General features: G+C 73.5%; 16 protein-coding genes. 13 read left to right on the forward strand and 3 right to left on the reverse strand.

The genetic code is table 11. The features are described 5' to 3' along the window. Window positions 1–39: 39 nt before the first annotated feature. Window positions 40–1,221, forward strand: coding sequence for an adenylyltransferase/sulfurtransferase MoeZ (moeZ, locus tag BM339_RS23650; RefSeq protein ID WP_021598297.1), 1,182 nt, complete (start codon window positions 40–42; stop codon window positions 1,219–1,221). A gap of 52 nt (window positions 1,222–1,273) precedes the next feature. On the opposite strand, the gene BM339_RS23655 is transcribed toward moeZ, so the two are convergent. Beyond that, entirely contained in the window at window positions 1,274–1,960 is a 687-nt protein-coding gene (locus BM339_RS23655) for a sulfotransferase family protein (protein ID WP_075022223.1), read from the reverse strand. Between the two features lie 87 nt (window positions 1,961–2,047). On the opposite strand from BM339_RS23655, the gene BM339_RS23660 reads away from it, so the two are divergent. The 7 genes from BM339_RS23660 (at window position 2,048) to BM339_RS23690 (ending at window position 10,624) form a co-directional block, all read left to right on the forward strand. Then, a complete protein-coding gene (locus tag BM339_RS23660; protein WP_075022224.1) occupies window positions 2,048–3,505 on the forward strand; it encodes a class I adenylate-forming enzyme family protein in 1,458 nt (485 codons plus the stop codon). A gap of 69 nt (window positions 3,506–3,574) precedes the next feature. Next, window positions 3,575–5,149, forward strand: a complete 1,575-nt coding sequence (locus BM339_RS23665) for an NAD(P)-binding domain-containing protein (RefSeq protein WP_218163731.1) — start codon at window positions 3,575–3,577, stop codon at window positions 5,147–5,149. A gap of 2 nt (window positions 5,150–5,151) precedes the next feature. Next, window positions 5,152–6,198 carry an alpha-hydroxy acid oxidase gene (locus tag BM339_RS23670; RefSeq protein WP_075022277.1) on the forward strand — a complete coding sequence of 349 codons (1,047 nt, stop codon included), beginning with the start codon at window positions 5,152–5,154 and terminating at the stop codon, window positions 6,196–6,198. After that, a complete protein-coding gene (locus BM339_RS23675; protein WP_075022225.1) occupies window positions 6,192–7,574 on the forward strand; it encodes a cytochrome P450 in 1,383 nt (460 codons plus the stop codon). Before BM339_RS23670 ends, BM339_RS23675 begins: the two co-directional genes overlap by 7 nt. Then, on the forward strand, window positions 7,540–8,856 hold the full coding sequence (locus BM339_RS23680) for a cation:proton antiporter (RefSeq protein ID WP_075022226.1): 1,317 nt from the start codon (window positions 7,540–7,542) through the stop codon (window positions 8,854–8,856). The genes BM339_RS23675 and BM339_RS23680 overlap by 35 nt, the downstream gene beginning before the upstream one ends. 128 nt (window positions 8,857–8,984) lie before the next feature. Then, on the forward strand, window positions 8,985–9,674 hold the full coding sequence (locus BM339_RS23685; RefSeq protein WP_218163732.1) for a response regulator transcription factor: 690 nt from the start codon (window positions 8,985–8,987) through the stop codon (window positions 9,672–9,674). Next, entirely contained in the window at window positions 9,671–10,624 is a 954-nt protein-coding gene (locus BM339_RS23690) for a sensor histidine kinase (protein WP_075022227.1), read from the forward strand. The genes BM339_RS23685 and BM339_RS23690 overlap by 4 nt, the downstream gene beginning before the upstream one ends. On the opposite strand, the gene BM339_RS23695 is transcribed toward BM339_RS23690, so the two are convergent. Continuing rightward, a complete protein-coding gene (locus BM339_RS23695; protein WP_024936168.1) occupies window positions 10,603–11,319 on the reverse strand; it encodes a TetR/AcrR family transcriptional regulator in 717 nt (238 codons plus the stop codon). The two genes, BM339_RS23690 and BM339_RS23695, sit on opposite strands and share 22 nt — an antisense overlap. A gap of 162 nt (window positions 11,320–11,481) precedes the next feature. Here BM339_RS23695 and BM339_RS23700 point away from each other — a divergent pair, with 162 nt between their 5' ends. Then, window positions 11,482–13,644, forward strand: coding sequence for an MMPL family transporter (locus tag BM339_RS23700; RefSeq protein ID WP_021597917.1), 2,163 nt, complete (start codon window positions 11,482–11,484; stop codon window positions 13,642–13,644). A 198-nt stretch (window positions 13,645–13,842) separates the two neighbouring features. Continuing rightward, window positions 13,843–14,142 (forward strand): hypothetical protein, encoded by a 300-nt coding sequence (locus BM339_RS23705; protein WP_021597918.1) that lies wholly within the window; start codon window positions 13,843–13,845, stop codon window positions 14,140–14,142. A gap of 67 nt (window positions 14,143–14,209) precedes the next feature. Here BM339_RS23705 and ku read toward each other — a convergent pair whose 3' ends face one another. Beyond that, complete coding sequence (gene ku, locus BM339_RS23710; RefSeq protein ID WP_021597919.1) at window positions 14,210–15,112, reverse strand: non-homologous end joining protein Ku; 903 nt, start codon at window positions 15,110–15,112, stop codon at window positions 14,210–14,212. Between the two features lie 112 nt (window positions 15,113–15,224). Here ku and ligD (BM339_RS23715) point away from each other — a divergent pair, with 112 nt between their 5' ends. The 3 genes from ligD (BM339_RS23715) (at window position 15,225) to BM339_RS23725 (ending at window position 18,524) form a co-directional block, all read left to right on the forward strand. Continuing rightward, window positions 15,225–16,199 carry a non-homologous end-joining DNA ligase gene (gene ligD, locus BM339_RS23715; protein ID WP_021597920.1) on the forward strand — a complete coding sequence of 325 codons (975 nt, stop codon included), beginning with the start codon at window positions 15,225–15,227 and terminating at the stop codon, window positions 16,197–16,199. Beyond that, window positions 16,189–17,097: a non-homologous end-joining DNA ligase gene (gene ligD / locus BM339_RS23720; protein ID WP_021597921.1), complete on the forward strand. Its 909-nt coding sequence runs from the start codon at window positions 16,189–16,191 to the stop codon at window positions 17,095–17,097. Before ligD (BM339_RS23715) ends, ligD (BM339_RS23720) begins: the two co-directional genes overlap by 11 nt. Before the next feature lie 101 nt (window positions 17,098–17,198). Next, window positions 17,199–18,524, forward strand: coding sequence for a dihydrolipoyl dehydrogenase family protein (locus BM339_RS23725; RefSeq protein WP_021597922.1), 1,326 nt, complete (start codon window positions 17,199–17,201; stop codon window positions 18,522–18,524). Window positions 18,525–18,528: the final 4 nt, after the last annotated feature.

The following is an 18,528-nucleotide window of genomic DNA, read 5'->3' on the forward strand; positions in this document are numbered from 1 at the left end:
GCCCTCCGTAACGCCAGCGTCAGCACAGGAGCATCCACCGTGTCGTTGCCACCTCTGGTCGAGCCCGCCCCGGAGCTCACCCGCGACGAGGTCAACCGCTACTCGCGGCACCTGATCATCCCCGACGTGGGCATGGCCGGGCAGAAGCGCCTCAAGAACGCCAAGGTCCTGGTCGTCGGCGCGGGCGGCCTCGGCTCCCCCGCCCTGCTCTACCTGGCCGCGGCCGGCGTGGGCACGCTCGGCGTCATCGACTTCGACGTCGTGGACGAGTCCAACCTGCAGCGCCAGATCATCCACCGGCAGTCCTCCCTCGGGAAGCCCAAGGTGGAGTCGGCCGCCGAGACCGTCCGCGAGATCAACCCGCTGATCGACGTGGTCGTGCACGACACCGCGCTCGACCGCGACAACATCATGGACATCTTCGCCGGCTACGACCTCATCGTGGACGGCACCGACAACTTCGCGACGCGCTACATGGTGAACGACGCGGCCGTGCTGCTCGGCAAGCCGTACGTGTGGGGGTCGATCTACCGGTTCGACGGGCAGGCGTCCGTCTTCTGGGCCGAGCACGGCCCCTGCTACCGCTGCCTCTACCCCGAGCCGCCGCCGCCCGGCATGGTGCCGTCCTGCGCGGAGGGCGGGGTGCTCGGCGTCCTGTGCGCGTCTATCGGCTCCATCCAGGTGAACGAGGCCATCAAGCTGCTGACCGGCATCGGCGAGCCGCTCGTCGGCCGCCTGATGATCTACGACGCGCTGGAGATGGCGTACCGGTCGGTCAAGGTCCGCAAGGACCCCGAGTGCCCGCTGTGCGGCAAGAACCCGACGCAGACCGAGCTGCTGGAGGACTACGAGGCCTTCTGCGGCGCGGTCTCCGAGGAGGCCAGCGAGGCGGCGAAGGACTCCACGATCTCCGTCCAGGACCTCAAGGGCATGCAGGACCGCGGCGACGACATCTTCCTCGTGGACGTCCGCGAGCCCAACGAGTACGAGATCGTCTCGATCCCGGGCGCGACGCTGATCCCGAAGGGCGAGTTCCTGAACGGCTCCGCGCTGGAGCGCCTCCCGCAGGACAAGAAGATCGTCCTGCACTGCAAGTCGGGCGTCCGCTCCGCCGAGGCGCTCGCCGTCGTGAAGAGCGCCGGCTTCGGCGACGCCGTCCACGTCGGCGGCGGCATCCTGGCGTGGGTCAACCAGATCGACCCCAGCCAGCCCAGCTACTGATCCCGCTCCACCTCCGAAGGGCCCCGGTCTCCGGGGCCCTTCGCCGTCCCGGTCACCGGCCGCGCAGGATCAGCCGGGCCAGGCGGCGGGGGCGCTTGCGGTGCCATTCCGCGCGCTCGTTGGACCGCGGGAACGGCTCGTCCGGCACGGGGACGCCGAGGAACGCGCACAGCGGCTTCCAGCCGTCGGCGACGTCGAAGACCAGGAGGCGCTCGGGCGGGAGCGCGGCCCGCACCTCGGCGATGTGCCGCTCGTAGACGCCGAGGACGTGGTCGCGGTCGCCGATGCGCCCGCCGAAGACGCGGTCGTGGACGGTCGCGCGAGCCATCCGCGGGTAGAGCGCGAAGTCCGGCGACCGCCGCGCCACCAGCCACCGGACGATCCGCCGGCGGAGGGGCAGGCGGCGCTCCTCCAGGGCGCGGGCGAAGATGGTCGTGCTGACGCTCTCGTACCAGCGCTCCGGGTCGCGGACGGTCAGGACCACCTTCGCCTCGGGATAGTGCTCGGCGAGTTCCCGCCAGTAGGACGCGGCGGGCCAGTCGAGCGCGGACTCGAAACCGGCGAACACCTCGTCCCAGCCGGTGGAGCGGCCCTCGCCGATGTCGAGCCACTGCCGGACGCGCCGCGGCTCGGCGATGACCACCGACATGTGGTAGCAGGGGCCGAGGCCGAGCTCCTCCAGCGCGGCCTTGAGCGAGGCCGTGCCCGTCCTGCCGAATCCCGCGCCGATCACCTTCATGGCGACTCCGTCCTCTGATCGGATTCTGATGCGCGCCGCCTACGTTCACGGGTGAACGCATTGTCCGCGGAACCGGGGAGCCGAGCAATGAGCCTTTTTCCGGGATCCCTTCTCGCCGCGCTGCGGGAGTCGCCGCGCACCCCGGCGTTCGAGCACGCCGGCCGGGTCGTCTCCCGGGGCGAGCTGCTGGGGCTCATCGGCACGGCGGCGGCCGGGCTGCGGGACGCGGGGTTCCGCCCGGGGACGGGCCTCGCCGTCCGCGCCGAGGTCTCGCCGGAGGCGTTCGCCGCGCAGATCGCCGCGCACGTGGTCGGCTGCCGGGTCGTCGGCGTGCGGCCCGGGTATCCGGCCGGGCAGCTCGCGCACGTGCTGGGCATGGGCGTGGACGCCGTCCTCGTGGACGCGCCGGGCGCGACGCCGGAGATGCTCGCGGCGGCCGGGACGCTCCGGGTCCTGCCGCTCGGGACCCTGCTGGACGGCCGGCGGCAGGCGCTCGACATCACGGCCCGCCCGGACGACGTGGCGCTGCTGGCGTTCACCAGCGGCAGCACCGGGCGGCCGAAGGGCTGCGCGATCACCTACCGGGCGCTGAGCGAGCACTGGGCGTGGCAGCCGCGCGCCTGGGGGCCGGTCGCGGCGGAGTTCGCCGCGGCGTTCGAGCGGTACCTGCTGTTCGGCACGCTGGCCAGCATGGTCGTCTTCGAGTTCCTCGCGCCGTGCCTGCTCGGCGGCGGCACCGCGGTGATCCCCGAGGACGACGGCCGGCCCCTGTTCCCGTACGCGATCGAGCGGTACGGGATCACCGGCTCCATCGTGACCGTCCCGCGGCTCGGCCGGATGCTCGGTCTCCTGCGGGACGATCCGGGCGCGGCCCGGAGCCTGCGGGCGCTGATGGTGTCGGGGTCGCCGCTCGGGCCGCACCGGCTCGCGGAGGCCGTGGAGCGGCTCGGCCCGGTCGTCTACAACGGGTACGGGCAGACGGAGGCGGGTTCCATCTCGATGCTGACGCCCGCCGGCATCGCGGCGGGCGACCTGGCCTCGGTCGGCCGCCCGCATCCGGGCGTCGAGATCGACGTCGAGGCCGGGACGGGCGAGATCCTCGTGCGCAGCCCGTCCATGATGACGGGCTACTGGGACGACCCCGGCGAGACGCGGGACGTCCTGCGGGACGGCCGGCTGCGCACCCGCGACCTCGGCCGCCTGGACGAGCACGGCCGCCTGCACCTGTCGGGCCGCGCCCGCGACGTGATCATGGTGAACGCCATGGTGGTGTACGCCGGCCCGATCGAGCGGGTCCTGGCCGGGCATCCGGACGTCGCCGAGGCGTACGTGGCCGGCGCCCCCGACGAGGAGACGGGCGAGGCCGTGCACGCGTTCGTCGTCCCGGCGCACGGGCGCCGTCCGGGCGGCGGGGCGCTGCGCGACCTCGTCCGGGACGAGCTCGGCGCGGACAGCGTTCCGCGGACGATCACCGTCGTGCCCGCCGTCCCCACCTCCGCCGCGGGAAAGCCCGACAAGCGCGCCCTGTTGGACGGCCGCTTCTGATCAAGCTCTGAGATTCGCCGCGTTGACTGGGATTGACCGTTCAATCACCTCGTCGTGGCGGAGGGTGTCGTGCCGAACCGAGCTCTGGACTACCTGGTGATCGGCGCCGGGCCGGCGGGCCTGCAGCTGGGCCAGCTGATGGCGAAGGCGGGGCGGAGGTACCTGATCCTGGAGGCCGGCCCCGCGCCGGGCATGTTCTTCAGGACGTTCCCCAGGCACCGCACGCTCATCTCCACCAACAAGAAGCACACCGGGACGGACGACCCGGAGCTCAACCTCCGGATGGACTGGAACTCGTTACTGTCCGACGACCCCGACCTGCTGTTCACCCGCTACAGCGACCGCTACTTCCCCGCCGCGGACGACCTGGTGCGGTACCTCGGCGACTTCGCCGAGCGCCACGAGCTGAACATCGCCTACGGCACCCGCGCCGTCCGGGTCGCCCGTGACGGCCACGGCCGCTTCCTGGTCACGGACGACCACGGGGAGACCCGCGCGGCGGAGCGGGTGGTCGTCGCGACCGGTTTCACCCGGCCGAACGTCCCGCCGATCCCGGGCGTGGAGACGGCCGAGCTCTACGGCGAGCACCCGACCGACCCGCGCGAGTACGTGGACAGGCGCGTCCTCATCATCGGCAAGGGGAACTCGGCGTTCGAGACGGCGGAGAACCTGACCGAGACGGCCGCGGTGATCCACGTCGCCGGGCCGCGCTCGCTCCGGCTGGCGTGGCGCACGCACTTCGTCGGGCACGTGCGCGCCGTCAACAACAACTTCCTCGACACCTACCAGCTCAAGTCGCAGAACGCGGTGCTGGACGGGGAGGTCCGGCGCATCGAGCGGCGCCCGGACGGGCGCTACCTGGTGACGGTCGCGTTCGTCCGCGCCGACGAGGTCACCAAGGACATCCCCTACGACCGGGTGATCGTCTGCACGGGGTTCCGGCTGGACGCGTCGATCTTCGACGCGGGCTGCCGCCCGGAGCTGACGATCGCGGACCGGTTCCCCGCGCTGACCCCCGCCTACGAGTCGGTCAACGTGCCCGGCCTGTTCTTCGCCGGGACGCTGACGCAGTCGCGCGACTTCAAGCACGGCACGAGCGGCTTCATCCACGGGTTCCGGTACGGGGCGCGGGCGCTGCACCGCATCCTGGAGCACCGGTACCACGGCGCCGCGTGGCCCGGCCGCGCGCTCGCGGCGGACCCCGGGGAGCTGGCGGCGGCGGTGCTGGCCAGGGTGAACCGCAGCTCGGCGCTGTGGCAGCAGTTCGGCGTGCTCGCCGACGTGATCGTCCTGGACGGCGACGGCGGGGCCCGCTACCTGGAGGAGCTCCCGGCCGGCTTCCAGGAGCCGCCGGTCGCCGGCGCCGGGCCCGGCGGCCACTTCACCGTCACGCTCGACTACGGCCCCGGCCACGACGAGGCCGACCCGTTCGACGTCTCGGTGACGCGGATCGCGCAGAGCGACGCGGCGGGCGCGCACGAGGGCCACTACCTGCACCCGATCGTCCGGCACCACCTGGACGGCGAGGTCGCGGCCGTCCACCATGTCACCGAGAACCTGGAGAACGACTGGACCTCGGAGGAGGTCCACGCCGCGCCGCTGCGGGAGTTCTTCGCCCGGCGGACCGCCTCCGCGCCGGTGTGACGATGCGGTCACCGGCCACGCTGCGCGAGTTCGAGGCGGCGGCCCGCGAGCGCCTCGCCCCTGCGCACCGCGACTACTTCGCGGGCGGCGCGGGCGACGAGGCCGCCCTGCGCGCCAACGAGGCCGCGTTCGGACGTCTCTCGCTGGTCCCCCGCGTGTTCGCCGGGGTCGAGAAGCCCGAGCCGGGCATCACGCTGCTCGGCGACCGCGCGTCGATGCCCGTCCTCATCGCGCCGACCGCGTTCCACCGGCTCGCCGCCCCCGAGGGCGAGCGGGCCACGGCGCGGGCGGCGGCCCGCGCCGAGACGATCATGATGGTGAGCATGGCCGCGACCGTCGCGGTCGGGGACGTCGCGGCGGCGGCGCCCGAGGCCCGGCTGTGGTTCCAGCTCTTCGTCCAGCCGGACATGGCCTTCACCGAGACGCTCGTGCGGCGGGCGGAGGCGGCCGGGTGCGGCGCGCTGGTCGTCACGGCCGACGCGCCGGTGCTCGCCCGGCGCCCGCGGGACGAGCGCAACGGCTTCCACGACCTGCCCCCGGGGCTGTGCTGCGAGAACATGCGGGGCGGCGGGCGGGTGCGCCCGATCGCCTTCTCCCCCGCGGTCTCCTGGGAGCACCTCGACCGGCTCCGGGACATGACGTCCCTGCCGATCGTGCTGAAGGGCGTCCTGCATCCGGCGGACGCGCGCGAGGCCCTCGGGCACGGCGTGTCGGCGCTGATCGTCTCCAACCACGGCGGGCGGCAGCTCGACGCGGCCCCGGCCACCGTCGACGTCCTGCCGGACATCGTGGCCGCGGTCGGCGGGGCCGTGCCGGTCCTGCTGGACGGCGGGATCCGGCGCGGCACCGACGTGCTGAAGGCGCTCGCGCTCGGCGCCGCGGCGGTGGCGGTCGGCCGGCCCGTCGTGTGGGGCCTGGCCGTCGCCGGGGAGCAGGGCGCGTGCGACGTGCTCGGGCTGCTGCGCGCGGAGGTCGAGGAGGCGCTGGCGCTGTGCGGCGCGGCGTCCGTCCGCGACCTGCGACCGGACATGGTGCGGCGCGCATGGTGACGGCCCTGGCGATCTCCGCGGCGGTGCTCGCCCTGCTGGCGAGCCTGCCGTGGTGGCTGCCCGGCAGGATCGTGGCGCTGCGCGGGTGGGTGTTCGCCCGCGTCAACGGGGACGAGGGCATCGCCGTCCCGGGCGACCTGATCGGCGTCGAGCACTTCAGGGACGTCTACTCGCACCCGGCCGCCGGAGGCCGGAGCAGGGGCGCCGCCCTGTCGGACCTGTTCTGGTACTGGCTGTCGCCGGGCGCGCACGTCCACCAGGAACACCTGGAGGCCGGCGACCGGTACGAGGAGGTCGCCCGCGCCACCCGCCGGTTCCTCGCCGTCCCCCGGGCGGAGGCCGAGGAGCTGACGCGCCGCTGCGCGGCCCGGGTCCTGGACGAGGAGGCCCCGCCGGGCGGCGGGGCGCGGACCGTCCGGCTGCGCGACCTGATGATGCCGGTCTGGGCCGAGTTCTACTACGAGCTGGTGTTCGGCGAGCCGTGCCCGCGGGCGGCGCGGGACCTGATCGTCGGCAACGCCGACGACGTCGTCACCGCGCTCAAGTGCTGCGGCCTCCGCCACATGGACCGGCGGCACCGCCTCACCCGCTACCTCGCCGGCCGGCTGGCCGACGTCCGGCACCCCCTCCCGGCCGGCCTGTCGGACGAGGAGCGCGCCTACTACCTCCAGGGGACGTTCTTCAACACGGCGGTCGTGCAGATGTCGGAGGCCGCGGCGCACCTGCTCATGGTCCTGGCGCGGCACCCGGACGCCGCCGCGACCGCGCTGGCCGGCGACGACCGCGCGCTCGACCGGGTGGTGCAGGAGACGTTCCGGCTCTACCCGCTGTTCGGCGTCGCGCACCGCATCACCACGGGCACCATCGACGTGGCCGGGACGACGATCCCCGCCGGCTCGGTGCTGTGCTTCGGCTACCCCGAGTTCCACCGCGCCGGCTTCGACCACCCCGACCGCTTCGACCCGGACCGGTTCCGGGACGGCCCGGCGGCCAAGGACATGAACCACATCCCGTTCGGCGTCGCCGCCAACCGGCCCTGCCCGGCCTGGCGGCTCGCGCCCCTCACCCTGCGGGTCGCGGCGCGGGAGGTCCTGCGCCGCCACGCGCTCACCTCGTCCGCCTCGCACACCCGGTCCCTGCCCAACCGGGGGCCGTGCCTGCTCGTCCCCCGGGAGGCCCCGCCCCGGAGCCGCGCCGCCGCGCTGCTGCGGATGCGCGCCCGCGACCGCGCGGAGGACGTGGGACGCGGCCTCGTCCAGCTCGTCCTCGGCACCTACATGGTGTGTGACGCGCGCCGGCAGCGGCTGTGCGAACGCCACTTCGCCCGAGCGGAGGAAACCCATGCCCACGCTGGACCACATCGCCGCGGCCACTGAGGACCCGAACCTCCAGCTCACCCTCAAGGTGCTGCCCGCGCTCGTCGTCGTCCTGCTCGCCGCGGGAGTGTGCGGCCGTCTCGCGCTGATGGTGGGGCAGCCGCGCGTCCTCGGCGAGATGGTCGCCGGCGTCCTGCTCGGCCCGACGCTGTTCGGGCAGGTCTGGCCGGACGCCCAGGAGGCCGTGTTCCCCGCCGAGGTCAGGCCCGTCCTGTACGTGCTGAGCACCATCGGGCTGACGCTCTACATGTTCCTCGTCGGCGCGGGCCTGGACCACGGCGCGCGGACGCCGGGCGAGGGCCGCCGGGCGCCGCTGCTGGCGGCGTCGGGGATGCTGCCGTCGGTCCTCCTCGGGTTCGCGGCCGGCCTCGCGCTGTGGGGGACGCTGTCGCGGCCGGACGTCGGCCGGTGGGAGTTCGCCCTGTTCGTCGGCGGGGCACTGTCGCTCACCGCGTTCCCGATGCTCGCCCGGATCCTGTACGAGCGGGGGCTGGAGAACTCGCCGCTCGGCCGGCTGTCGCTGCTGGCGGCGTCCATCGACGACGCGGCCGCGTGGTGCCTGCTCGCCGTCCTGTCCGCGCTCCACCTGGGCACGGGACTGGACGGCGCGCTGCGCACGATCGCGCTCGCGGGCCTGTTCGCGGGGGTGATGCTCCTGGTGGTGGCGCGGCTGCTGCGCCCCCTCGGCCGGGACGTCGTCCGGCGCGGCGGGTTCGGCGCCACCGCGACGTACGTGGTCGTCCTCGTGCCGCTCACGGCCGGGTACATCACCGACCTGATCGGCGTGTACTCCGTCTTCGGCGGGTTCGTCGCCGGGCTGGCCATGCCCCGGGACGCGAAGTTCCGGGAGGCGCTGCACGCGCGGATGATGGGCGTCGTCTCCACGCTGCTGCTGCCGGTGTTCTTCGCCTTCTCCGGCCTCAACACCGAGCTGGGCGGCCTGGCCGGCGGCACCCTGCTGCTCGCCTTCCTGGTGATCATGGCGGCGGGCTTCTGCGGGAAGTACTTCGGCTGCGCGCTGGCGATGCGCGGCCTCGGGTTCAGGTGGCGGGAGTCGTACGCCGTGGGCGCCCTGATGAACGCTCGCGGCCTGATGATCCTCATCTTCATCAACATCGGGCTGGCCCAGGGCATGATCACCCGGGAGCTGTTCGCCATGCTGGTGCTGGTCGCCGTGATCACCACCGCGAGCGCCGTGCCGCTCTACCGGCTGGCGCTGCCGGAGCGGCTGGAGCCCGTCCGCGAGGCCGATCCCGAGCCCGTCCCGAACGCCGCCGCGTGACGGCAGCCGGCGCCGGCGCCGAAACCCCTAGACGGGTCCCGGGCGCCACCGGTTCAAAGATCATGCATATCTGTCCACTATTGCCCGGATCTCTGGCCGCCCGGCGGCACCGGTGGGAGCGTGGGCCCGTGGCCGAGACAACGGGACCGGGCGACGCTCGCGCCCACCGGCTGCTGCTCGTCGAGGACGACCGCGAGCTCGCCCGGATGCTCGCCGGGCTGTTCGCCGAGGAGGGCTACGCGGTCGACCTCGCGGCGGAGGGCCAGCGCGGGCTGCACCTCGGGCTGCGCGGCGACTACGACGTGCTGATCATCGACCGCCGGCTGCCGGCGCTGGACGGCGTCGAGCTGCTCCGCCGGCTTCGCCGGCAGGCCGTCACGGTGCCCGCGCTGGTGCTCACCGCCGCCGGCACGGTCGCCGACCGGGTCGCCGGGCTCGACGCGGGCGCCGACGACTACCTCGTCAAGCCTTTCGAGGTGGACGAGCTGCTGGCCCGGGTGCGGGCGCTGCACCGCAGGCACCTCGACCTGGCCTGGGTGCTGCCGCTCGGCGCGGGACGGCTGGATCCGCGGTCGCGGCTCGTCCGGCTGCCGACGGGCGAGCACGTGGCGCTGTCCGGCCGGGAGGCGCGGCTGCTGATGGCGCTCGCGACCCGGCCCCGGCACGTGCACACCCGCGCCTCGCTGCTGCGGCGGGTGTTCGACGGGGCCCGGACGGAGTCGATCGTGGACACCTACGTCTACTACCTGCGCGCCAAGCTCGGGGCGGGCGTCGTCCGCACCGTGCGGGGCGTCGGGTACCGCGTGGGCGAGCTGTGACCGGGCTCGTGCGAGAGGCCGGCGCCCCGCGGGAGCCCGGCCCGGTGCCGGACGCGGAGCGGCTCATGCTCGCCCGCGCCCGGCGCCGCGTCACCGCCGAGGCCGCGGGGACCATCGCGGTGCTGGTCGGGGCCGCCGCCTGGGACGTGCGCCGCACGGCCGCGCCCGACTTGGACGCCGCCGCGCGCAGGCGGCTGCTGTGGACGTTCGCCGCCGCGGAGGCCGGCGGCGCGCTGGCCGCCCTGCTGATCGGCCGGGCCACCGCCCGCCGCGCGCTGGCGCCGGCGCACGCGGCGCTCGCCCGCCGGGAGCGGTTCGCGGCCGAGGTCACCCACGAGCTGCGCGCCCCGCTCGCCCGGCTGCACACCCGGGCGCAGCTCGCCGCCCGGCGGCTGCGGAACGGCACGGACGTCGCCGCGGAGATGGACCGGCTCGTCGCCGACACCGGGCGGCTCGGCGAGGTGGTGGACGACGTGCTGCGCTCGACCCGGCCCGGACGGCGCCCCACCGGGCCGGTCGACCTCGCCGGGCTGGCGGCGGAGCTGGCCGCGTCCGAGCGGGCCCGCGCGCGGGAGCGGGGCGTGGCGATCGAGGTGTCGCGGAAGGGCCGGCGGCATGTCGTCCAGGGCGCGGAGCCCGCGCTGCGGCGGGTGCTGTCGTCCCTCGTCGACAACGCGCTCGGCCACGCGGCGCCGGGCGGCCACGTGTGGGTGACGCTCGCCGGGACGGCGGCGGCGGTCGAGGTCAGCGTCCGCGACGACGGCCCGGGGCTCGATCCGGACGACGCCGGGCGGCTCTTCGGCCGGCACGGCGGGCTGGGTCTCGCGCTAGCCCGCGAGGTGGTGGACGGGCACGGCGGCACCCTCACCGCGGACGGCCGGCCGGGCGCCGGGGCGGTGTTCACCGTCCGGCTGCCCGCCGCCCCGGCTCACGTCGGGGGCGGCTTGTAGGTCAGGCCGATCTCGGGGCTGATCTCGGCGAGCATGCCCTCGAACATGGGCTCGGCGTCGTCCAGGGCGAACTCCAGATGCCCGAAGACCTCCAGGCTGACGCTCCCCTGGAGCCTGATCCAGCACTTGAGGAACTGCCGGATCACGCCGAGCGGCAGGTCCACGCCGAGGACGTCGTCGCGGTAGCGGCGGAGCTGGTCGCGTAGGGCGGGGTCGATCTCCTCGTCGGCCGGGACCGGGAACGGGCACTTGTTCCACAGCTCCAGGAACAGGGCCATGAACGTCCAGCCGAAGCGGCGGGCGCACTCCTCGGCGAAGTCGTCCTCCTCCGGATGGCCGGCGCCGCGCACGGGCGCCCCGAAGAGCAGCGCGTACTCGCGGGGATGAGCCAGGGACCAGGTGCGGAACCGGCGGGACACCGTCAGGACCTTGAGGCTCATGTCGTCGTGCGGCACCTTCTTCATCGCCGCGTGCAGCTCGCCGGTCAGCTCGCTGAACAGGTCGCCGACCAGGTGCCGGAGCAGCTCGCCGTGGCTGCCGAAGTAGCGATAGAGGGCCGGCGCGGTCATGCCCATCTCGCGGGCGATGGCCCGCAGCGTCACCGCCTCGGCGCCCTCCTCGACGAGGATCCGCCGGGCGGTCTCGGAGATCTCCCTGACCGTCGCCGCGCGCATCCGGTCCCGTCGCGATTCCACTGGGCCGCCTCTTTCCCTGGTCCGCGGCCGCGTCCGGCCACCTTCGCATGATTCCTCAGAAACACCCTTGACGGAAGCTAACACTGTATGCGAAGTTAACGTCGTTCGCAGTTTACAACGTTCACGAATATTAGTGGATGTCACACGGCAGGGGAACGGGTCATGTTCGAACGATGGGGAAGGTGGGTCCACCGGCGCCGCCGCTGGGTCCTCGCGGTCGCGGCGGCGGCCCTGGTGTTCGCGGGAGTGTGGGGGACGGGGGTCTTCGGCGCGCTGTCCTCGTCCGGCGGCTTCGACACGCCCGGCAGCGAGAGCGCGAAGGCTGCCCAGATCGCCGAACGCGACCTCGGCCGGGACGCGGCGGACGTCGTGATCCTCTACCAGGGGAAGACGACGGTGGACGACCCGGCGTACCGGGCCGCGGTCGAGAAGGCGCTCGCCGCCCTGCCGGCGGACAAGGTCGCCCGCGCCAGCACCTACTGGACGACCGGGGCGCCGCAGTTCGTCAGCGGCGACCGCACCGCCACCTACGCCGTCCTGCAGCTCGCCGGCCCCGACCCGGCCGCAAGGCAGGACTCCTACGACGCGGTCGAGGACGACCTGGACCGGGCCGGCGGCGGCCTGACCGCCAAGGTCGGCGGGGCGATCGGCACCGAGGTCGCGATCAACGAGCGCGTCTCGGCCGACATCGGCCGGGCCGAGGGCATGGCCATGCCGGTCCTGCTGGTGCTGCTCGTGCTGATCTTCGGCGGGCTGGTGTCGGCGAGCCTGCCGCTGCTGGTCGGCGGGCTGGCCATCCTCGGCTCGTTCACCGCCCTGCACGCGCTCACCTACGTGACGGACGTGTCGATCTTCGCGGTGAACATCACCACCTTCCTCGGCCTCGGCCTCGCGATCGACTACGGGCTGTTCATGGTGAGCCGGTTCCGCGAGGAGATCGACCGGGACGGCGCCACCGGCCCGGACGCGCTGGCCGCCACCATGGCCACCGCCGGGCGCACCGTCGCCGTCTCCGGCGTCACGGTCGCGGTGTCGCTGTCCGGGCTGCTGCTGTTCGACCAGAACTTCCTGGTCTCGATGGGCTACGGCGGCATCGCCACCGTGTTCGTCTGCATGCTCGGCGCGCTGACCGTCCTGCCCGCCCTGCTGGCCGTCCTCGGCCCGAAGGTGAACGCGCTGCCCGTGCGGCGCCGCCGCCGGGGAGCCGAGAGCCGGTTCGACGGCTGGTGGGGACGCGTCGCCCGCAGCGTGATGCGCCGCCCGGTGATCTACGTGGTCGCGACCGTCGCGCTGCTGCTCGCGCTCGGCGCCCCGTTCCTGCGCATCAACTGGGGCGGCGTGGACGCCAAGGTGCTGCCGGACGGCACCGAGGCGCGGGTCGTCTCCGAGACGCTGGAGACCGGCTTCGCCCGCAACTCCACCAGCCCGATCGAGGCCGTGGTGACCGGGACGTCCGACCAGGCGGCGATCCAGGCCTACGGCGCCCGCCTGGACGCGGTGCCCGGCGTCACCGGCGCGACGGTGACCGGCTCGGAGGGGACGACGACGCGGATCGCGCTGCGCTACGACGCCGACCCCAACTCCGGCGCCGCGCGCGACCTCGTCCGGCAGGTGCGGGAGGTGCCCCCGCCGGACGGCGCGCAGGCCCACGTCGGCGGCGTCACCGCGGACGTGGTCGACCAGCTCGACAGCCTCGGCTCGACGCTGCCGTGGCTCGCGGTGGTCGTCGGCGGCGCCACGTTCATCCTGCTCTTCCTGGCGTTCGGGTCGGTGCTGCTGCCGCTGAAGGCCATCGTGATGAACATGCTGTCGCTGTCGGCGACGTTCGGCGCGATCGTGCTGATCTTCCAGGACGGCCACCTGTCCGACGTCCTCGGCTTCACCGCCACCGGCTCGATCGCCCCCGCGATGCCGATCCTGATGCTGGCCATGCTGTTCGGGATCTCGATGGACTACGAGGTGTTCCTGCTGTCGCGGGTCCGCGAGCAGTACGACCTGACCGGGTCCAACACCACGGCCGTCGCGTCCGGGGTGCAGCGCACCGGCGCCATCATCACCAGCGCGGCGCTGCTGTTCATCGTCGTGATCGGCGCGTTCGCGACGTCCGGCATCACGTTCATCAAGATGACCGGCGTCGGGATGGCCATCGCGATCCTGATGGACGCGACGATCGTCCGGGCACTGCTCGTCCCGGCGACCATGCGGCTGCTCGGCCGCGCGAACTGGTGGGCGCCCGGCCCGCTCGCCCGCCTCTACGGCCGGTACGGGATCAAGGAGGGCGACTCCCCGGCCCCTGCCCGCTCACAGCTGGAGCCCGTGGGCTGACCTCCCGGGATACCCAGGCATTGGTGGCCGGCACGGAAAGTGCTGGCCACCAATGCGTCCAAACCGCTTGTGGTCCCCGTCACCCGGAGGAAGACTGAATCCCGTTCCACCGGCCGCGCCCTCGCGTGACGACTACCGCGACGGCCCCCGCCCGGCGGACCCCACACCACCCGCCATGGGATGTTCCTTGGAGGCACCATGTCCGCACAGGTGATCACCGATGCCGAGACGGCGCTCGGGCACCTGGAACGCCTGACCGACGTCCTGCGCGCGGACGGCTGGACCGTCGAGGTCGCCGCGCCCGAGGACCGCCGGCCCACGGCCATCGTCGTCAACCCGCGGATGCGGGCCCTGCACGAGCACGTCATCGCCGTCCGGGAAGAGTCCGGGGACGGCTGGGCCTACTTCTACGGCTGGGGCGAGAAGATCGCGCCGTGCACCGACCCGTTCGGGGCCGCCGCCGCGCTGGAACGCGTCCTCGCGTCCCGCGACAATTGACGGGGCGTCCCGCGACAACTGACAGGCGTCCCGCGACAACTGACGCCGCCCCCGCCCCGGCGGTGGGTCAGGCCGACTTGCGGCCGCGGGTCTTCGCCGGCTCCTTCTTCGTGCCGGACTTCGACGCCGGCTTGCGCGCCGCGGGCTTCTTCGCGGACGTCCCCTTGCCGGACGCCGCCTTGCCGTCCTTCTCGCCGCGGCTCTTCTTGGCCGCCTCGACGCTGGCGCGCAGCGCGCTGAGCAGGTCGGCGGCGGGCTCCTCCTCGCCCTCCTCGGCGGGCCGGGCGACCTCCTTGCCCTCGATCTTCGCGTCGATCACGGCCTGGAGGGCCTCCCGGTAGGCGTCCTTGTACTCCGACGGGTCGAACTCCCCCTCCATCGACTCGATCAGCGACGTCGCCATCGACAGCTCCTGCTTGCGGACCTCGATGTCCTCGTCCAGGAAGGGGAAGTCGGGCGCGCGGACCTCGTCCGGCCACAGCATGGTCTCCAGCACGAAGACGCCCTCGCGGACCCGCAGCGTGGCGAGCGACTCCCGCTGCCGCAGCGCGACCTTGACGATCGCGACCTGGCCGGAGCTCTCCAGCGCGTCCCGCAGCAGCACGTACGGCTTGGCGCCCTGCTGGTCCGGCTCCAGGTAGTACGACTTCGCGAAGTAGATCGGGTCGACCTCGTCGTCCTCCACGAACTGCAGGACGTCGATCCGGCGGCTCGACGACAGCGGCAGGTCGGCGAAGTCCTCGTCGGTGAGGATGACCATCTCGCCGCTCGGCAGTTCGTAGCCCTTGGCGATGTCGGAGTACGGGACCTCCTCGCCGTCGACCGTGCAAACCCGCTTGTACTTGATGCGCCCCCCGTCCTCCCGGTGCACCTGGTGGAAGGCGACGTCCCGCTGCTCGGTCGCCGAATAGAGCTTCACCGGTATGGTCACCAGACCGAAGGAGATCGCGCCCTTCCAGATACTGCGCATGATCCGTCCTTACCCAGCACGTTCCCGCCCCTAGCGTCGCAACCCCGTTCGATTTGCGCCACAACGAGCCCTTGATCCTTTTCTGCGGGACGGGACCGGGTAAGACGCCGGTATGACCATGCCGTGGCCCGTTGAGCCGATGATGGCCTCCACCGGTGACCTCCCCTCCGACGGCGGGCGGTGGGGTCTGGAGTTGAAATGGGACGGCGTCCGCGTCCTGGCGCACGTGTCCGCCGACGGCGTCCGGGCCACCGGGCGGCGCGGGACGGAGGTGACCGGCCGCTACCCCGAGCTGTCCGCCCTCGCCGACCTGCTGCCGGACCACGACGTGGTGCTGGACGGCGAGGTCGTCGCCTTCGAGCAGGGACGGCCCAGCTTCGAGCGGCTGCAGCGCCGGATGCACGTGACCCGGCCCGACCCGCGGCTGATCCGCGAGGTGCCCGTCCGCTACGTGGTCTTCGACCTCCTGTACCTGGACGGCAACCTGCTGTTCGACGTGCCCTACGCCGACCGCCGCTCGCTTCTGGCCGCGCTCGACCTGGCCGGCAGCGGGCCGGTGGAGGTGCCCCCGTACCTGCACGGCGGCGACCGGACGCAGGTCGGCGAGCTGCTCGCCTTCACCCGCGAGCAGGAGCTGGAGGGCGTGCTCGCCAAGCGCCTCGACTCCCTGTACCGTCCGGGCCGCCGCGTCGACTTCTGGCGCAAGGTGAAGAACTTCATGACGCGTGAGGTCATCGTCTGCGGCTGGAAGCCCGGCAAGGGGCGGCGCGAAGGCGGCGTCGGCTCGCTGCTGCTCGGCGAGTACGACCTCAAGGGCCTGCTCGGCTTCGTCGGTCACGTCGGCACGGGCTTCACCGACCGCGCGCTGGACGAGCTGTACGAGACGCTGTGGCCGCTGCGCCGCCCGACCAGCCCCTACGACGAGCCCGTACCGCGCGAGTTCGCCAAGGACGCCCAATGGGTTGAACCGCACCTCGTCGGGGAGGTCGCGTACAGCGCCCGCACCAGGGACGGCCGCCTCCGCTTCCCGTCCTGGCGGGGCCTGCGTGACGACAAGGACCCCCTGGAGGTCACGAGTGAGCAGTAAGAGGACCGCCGTCGAGGTCGACGGGCGGCAGCTCTCCCTGTCCAACCTCGACAAGAACCTCTACCCCGAGTTCACCAAGGGCGAGGTCATCGACTACTACGTCCGGGTGGCGCCGGCGATGCTGCCGCACCTGAAGGACCGGGCCGCCACCCGGATCCGGTGGCCGGACGGCGTCGACGGCGGCAGGTTCTTCGAGAAGAACGCCCCCTCCCACACCCCGGACTGGGTGCGGACGGCCACGATCCCGACGCCCGGCAGCTCGACGGGCCGCGACACGCTCGACTTCGTCGTCGTCGACGACCTGCCCACGCTCGTGTGGTGCGCGAACCTCGCCGCGCTGGAGCTGCACGTCCCGCAGTGGAAGGTCGGCCCGCGCGGCAAGGTGCACGCCCCCGACCTCGTCGTCTTCGACCTGGACCCCGGCCCGCCCGCCACGATCGTGGAGGCCTGCGAGGTCGCCGGCCTGCTCCGGGACGTGCTCGCCGGGGACGGCCTGGACTCCTACCCGAAGACGAGCGGGAAGAAGGGCCTGCACCTCTACGTGCCGGTCGAGGAGCCCAAGGAGGCGGAGCGGACGTCGGAGTACGCCAAGGCCGCCGCGCAGCGGCTCGCCGAGGAGCATCCGAGGCTCGTCGTCGCGAAGATGGAGAAGCGGCTGCGCAAGGGCAAGGTCTTCGTCGACTGGAGCCAGAACAACCCGGCGAAGACGACCGTCGCCCCCTACTCGCTGCGCGCGGCGAGCCGCCCGTCGGTCTCCACGCCGATCACCTGGGACGAGCTGGAGTCGTGCGAGGACGCGGCCGACCTGGTGTTCGGTCCCGACGACGTCCTGTCCCGGCTGGAGAAGCACGGCGACCTCCTCGAACCGCTCCTGGAGGACCACCGGCCACTGCCCTGATCCGGGATTTCGCGTGCCCTATGTGTTCGAACCGGCACGCTCCGGGACCGGGATCCGCCACCATGGTCCGGGGACACCACGCGGGGCGGAAGGAAGAGCAGTTGTCGCAGAACCACCATTACGACGCCGTGGTGCTGGGCGGAGGGACCGCCGGAGAGCTGGTCGCGAGCGGTCTCGCGCGCGCGGGCCGGGACGTCGCGCTGGTCGAGAGCCGCCTCGTCGGCGGGGAGTCGCCGTACTTCGCGTGCGTCCCGTCCAAGTCGCTGCTGAAGTCGGCGCGGCGCGGCGAGACCTGGGAGATGGCCGTCGCCCGCCGGGACGTGCTGACCGGGCGCCGCCGCGACGACCCGGCCGTGGCGCGGATGGCCGAGGACGGCGTGACCGTGCTGCGCGGCCGGGGCCAGGTCCTCGAACCCGGCCGGGTCGAGGTGGAGGGGAGCGTGCACGGCTTCGGCGACCTCGTCGTCTGCACCGGCAGCGAGCCGGTGATCCCGCCCGTCGAGGGCCTCGCCGACGTGCCGCTGTGGACGAGCGGCGAGGCGCTGTCGGTCCCCGACCTCCCGCGCCGGCTGGTGATCCTCGGCGGCGGCCCGGTCGGCTGCGAGCTGGCGCAGGTGTACGCGGCGTTCGGGTCGCAGGTCGCGCTCGTCGAGGCGTCCGGCCGGCTGCTCACCGCGGAGGCGCCGTTCGCCGGCGAGGTGCTGGCCGACGCGCTGCGCCGGATGGGCGTCGACCTGCGCCTCGGCGCCGACATCGGCAACGTCGAGCGCAAGGACGTCGGGCTCCGGCTGTGGCTGTCGGACGGCGGGACGCTCGACGCCGACCGCATCCTCGTCGCCGCCGGCCGCCGTCCGCGCGTGGAGGGTCTCGGGCTGGAGAACCTCGGCGTCGCCATCACGCCCGGCGAGGGCGTCCCGGTGGACGAGACGTGCCAGGTGACGTCCGGCTCCGGCGGTTTGTGGGCGGCCGGCGACGTCACCGGCATCGCGCGCACCGCGCACGCCGCCCGCTACCAGGCACAGGTGGCGCTGTCGAACCTGCTCGGGCACCGCCGCGAGGCCGACTACCGGGCGATCCCCCGCGTCGTCTACACCACCCCCACCGTCTACTCGGTCGGAATCTCTCCGAGGCAGGCGGACGAACTCGGCATAGACCTCCTCACCGCCGGGTACGACCTCGCCGCGACGGCACGGGCGGCGGTCGAGGCCGACGAGCGCGGCCGGGTCGAGCTGTACGCCGACCGCTCGCGCGGGCTGCTGGTCGGCGCCGCCGCGGCCGGACTCTACGCCGAGGAGTGGATGAGCGAGATCGCGCTGGCCATCCGCGCGGAGACGCCGCTGAGCCTGCTCGCCGACGTCGTCCACGCGTTCCCGACGTACGGCGAGTCGGTCGAGGCGCCGCTGCGGGAGCTGGCCGGCCGGTTGTGAGCCA

This window comes from Actinomadura madurae, assembly GCF_900115095.1.
GTDB lineage: Bacteria > Actinomycetota > Actinomycetes > Streptosporangiales > Streptosporangiaceae > Spirillospora > Spirillospora madurae.

What these genes read in the sequence shown, in the direction of transcription:
- BM339_RS23670 (WP_075022277.1), top strand. Translation starts at nt 5,152, where the DNA reads ATGCGGTCACCGGCCACGCTGCGCGAGTTCGAGGCGGCGGCCCGCGAG.
- BM339_RS23675 (WP_075022225.1), top strand. Translation starts at nt 6,192, where the DNA reads ATGGTGACGGCCCTGGCGATCTCCGCGGCGGTGCTCGCCCTGCTGGCG.
- BM339_RS23655 (WP_075022223.1), bottom strand. Translation starts at nt 1,960, where the DNA reads ATGAAGGTGATCGGCGCGGGATTCGGCAGGACGGGCACGGCCTCGCTC.
- ligD (WP_021597920.1), top strand. Translation starts at nt 15,225, where the DNA reads ATGACCATGCCGTGGCCCGTTGAGCCGATGATGGCCTCCACCGGTGAC.
- BM339_RS23705 (WP_021597918.1), top strand. Translation starts at nt 13,843, where the DNA reads ATGTCCGCACAGGTGATCACCGATGCCGAGACGGCGCTCGGGCACCTG.
- BM339_RS23680 (WP_075022226.1), top strand. Translation starts at nt 7,540, where the DNA reads ATGCCCACGCTGGACCACATCGCCGCGGCCACTGAGGACCCGAACCTC.
- BM339_RS23700 (WP_021597917.1), top strand. Translation starts at nt 11,482, where the DNA reads ATGTTCGAACGATGGGGAAGGTGGGTCCACCGGCGCCGCCGCTGGGTC.
- BM339_RS23660 (WP_075022224.1), top strand. Translation starts at nt 2,048, where the DNA reads ATGAGCCTTTTTCCGGGATCCCTTCTCGCCGCGCTGCGGGAGTCGCCG.
- ku (WP_021597919.1), bottom strand. Translation starts at nt 15,112, where the DNA reads ATGCGCAGTATCTGGAAGGGCGCGATCTCCTTCGGTCTGGTGACCATA.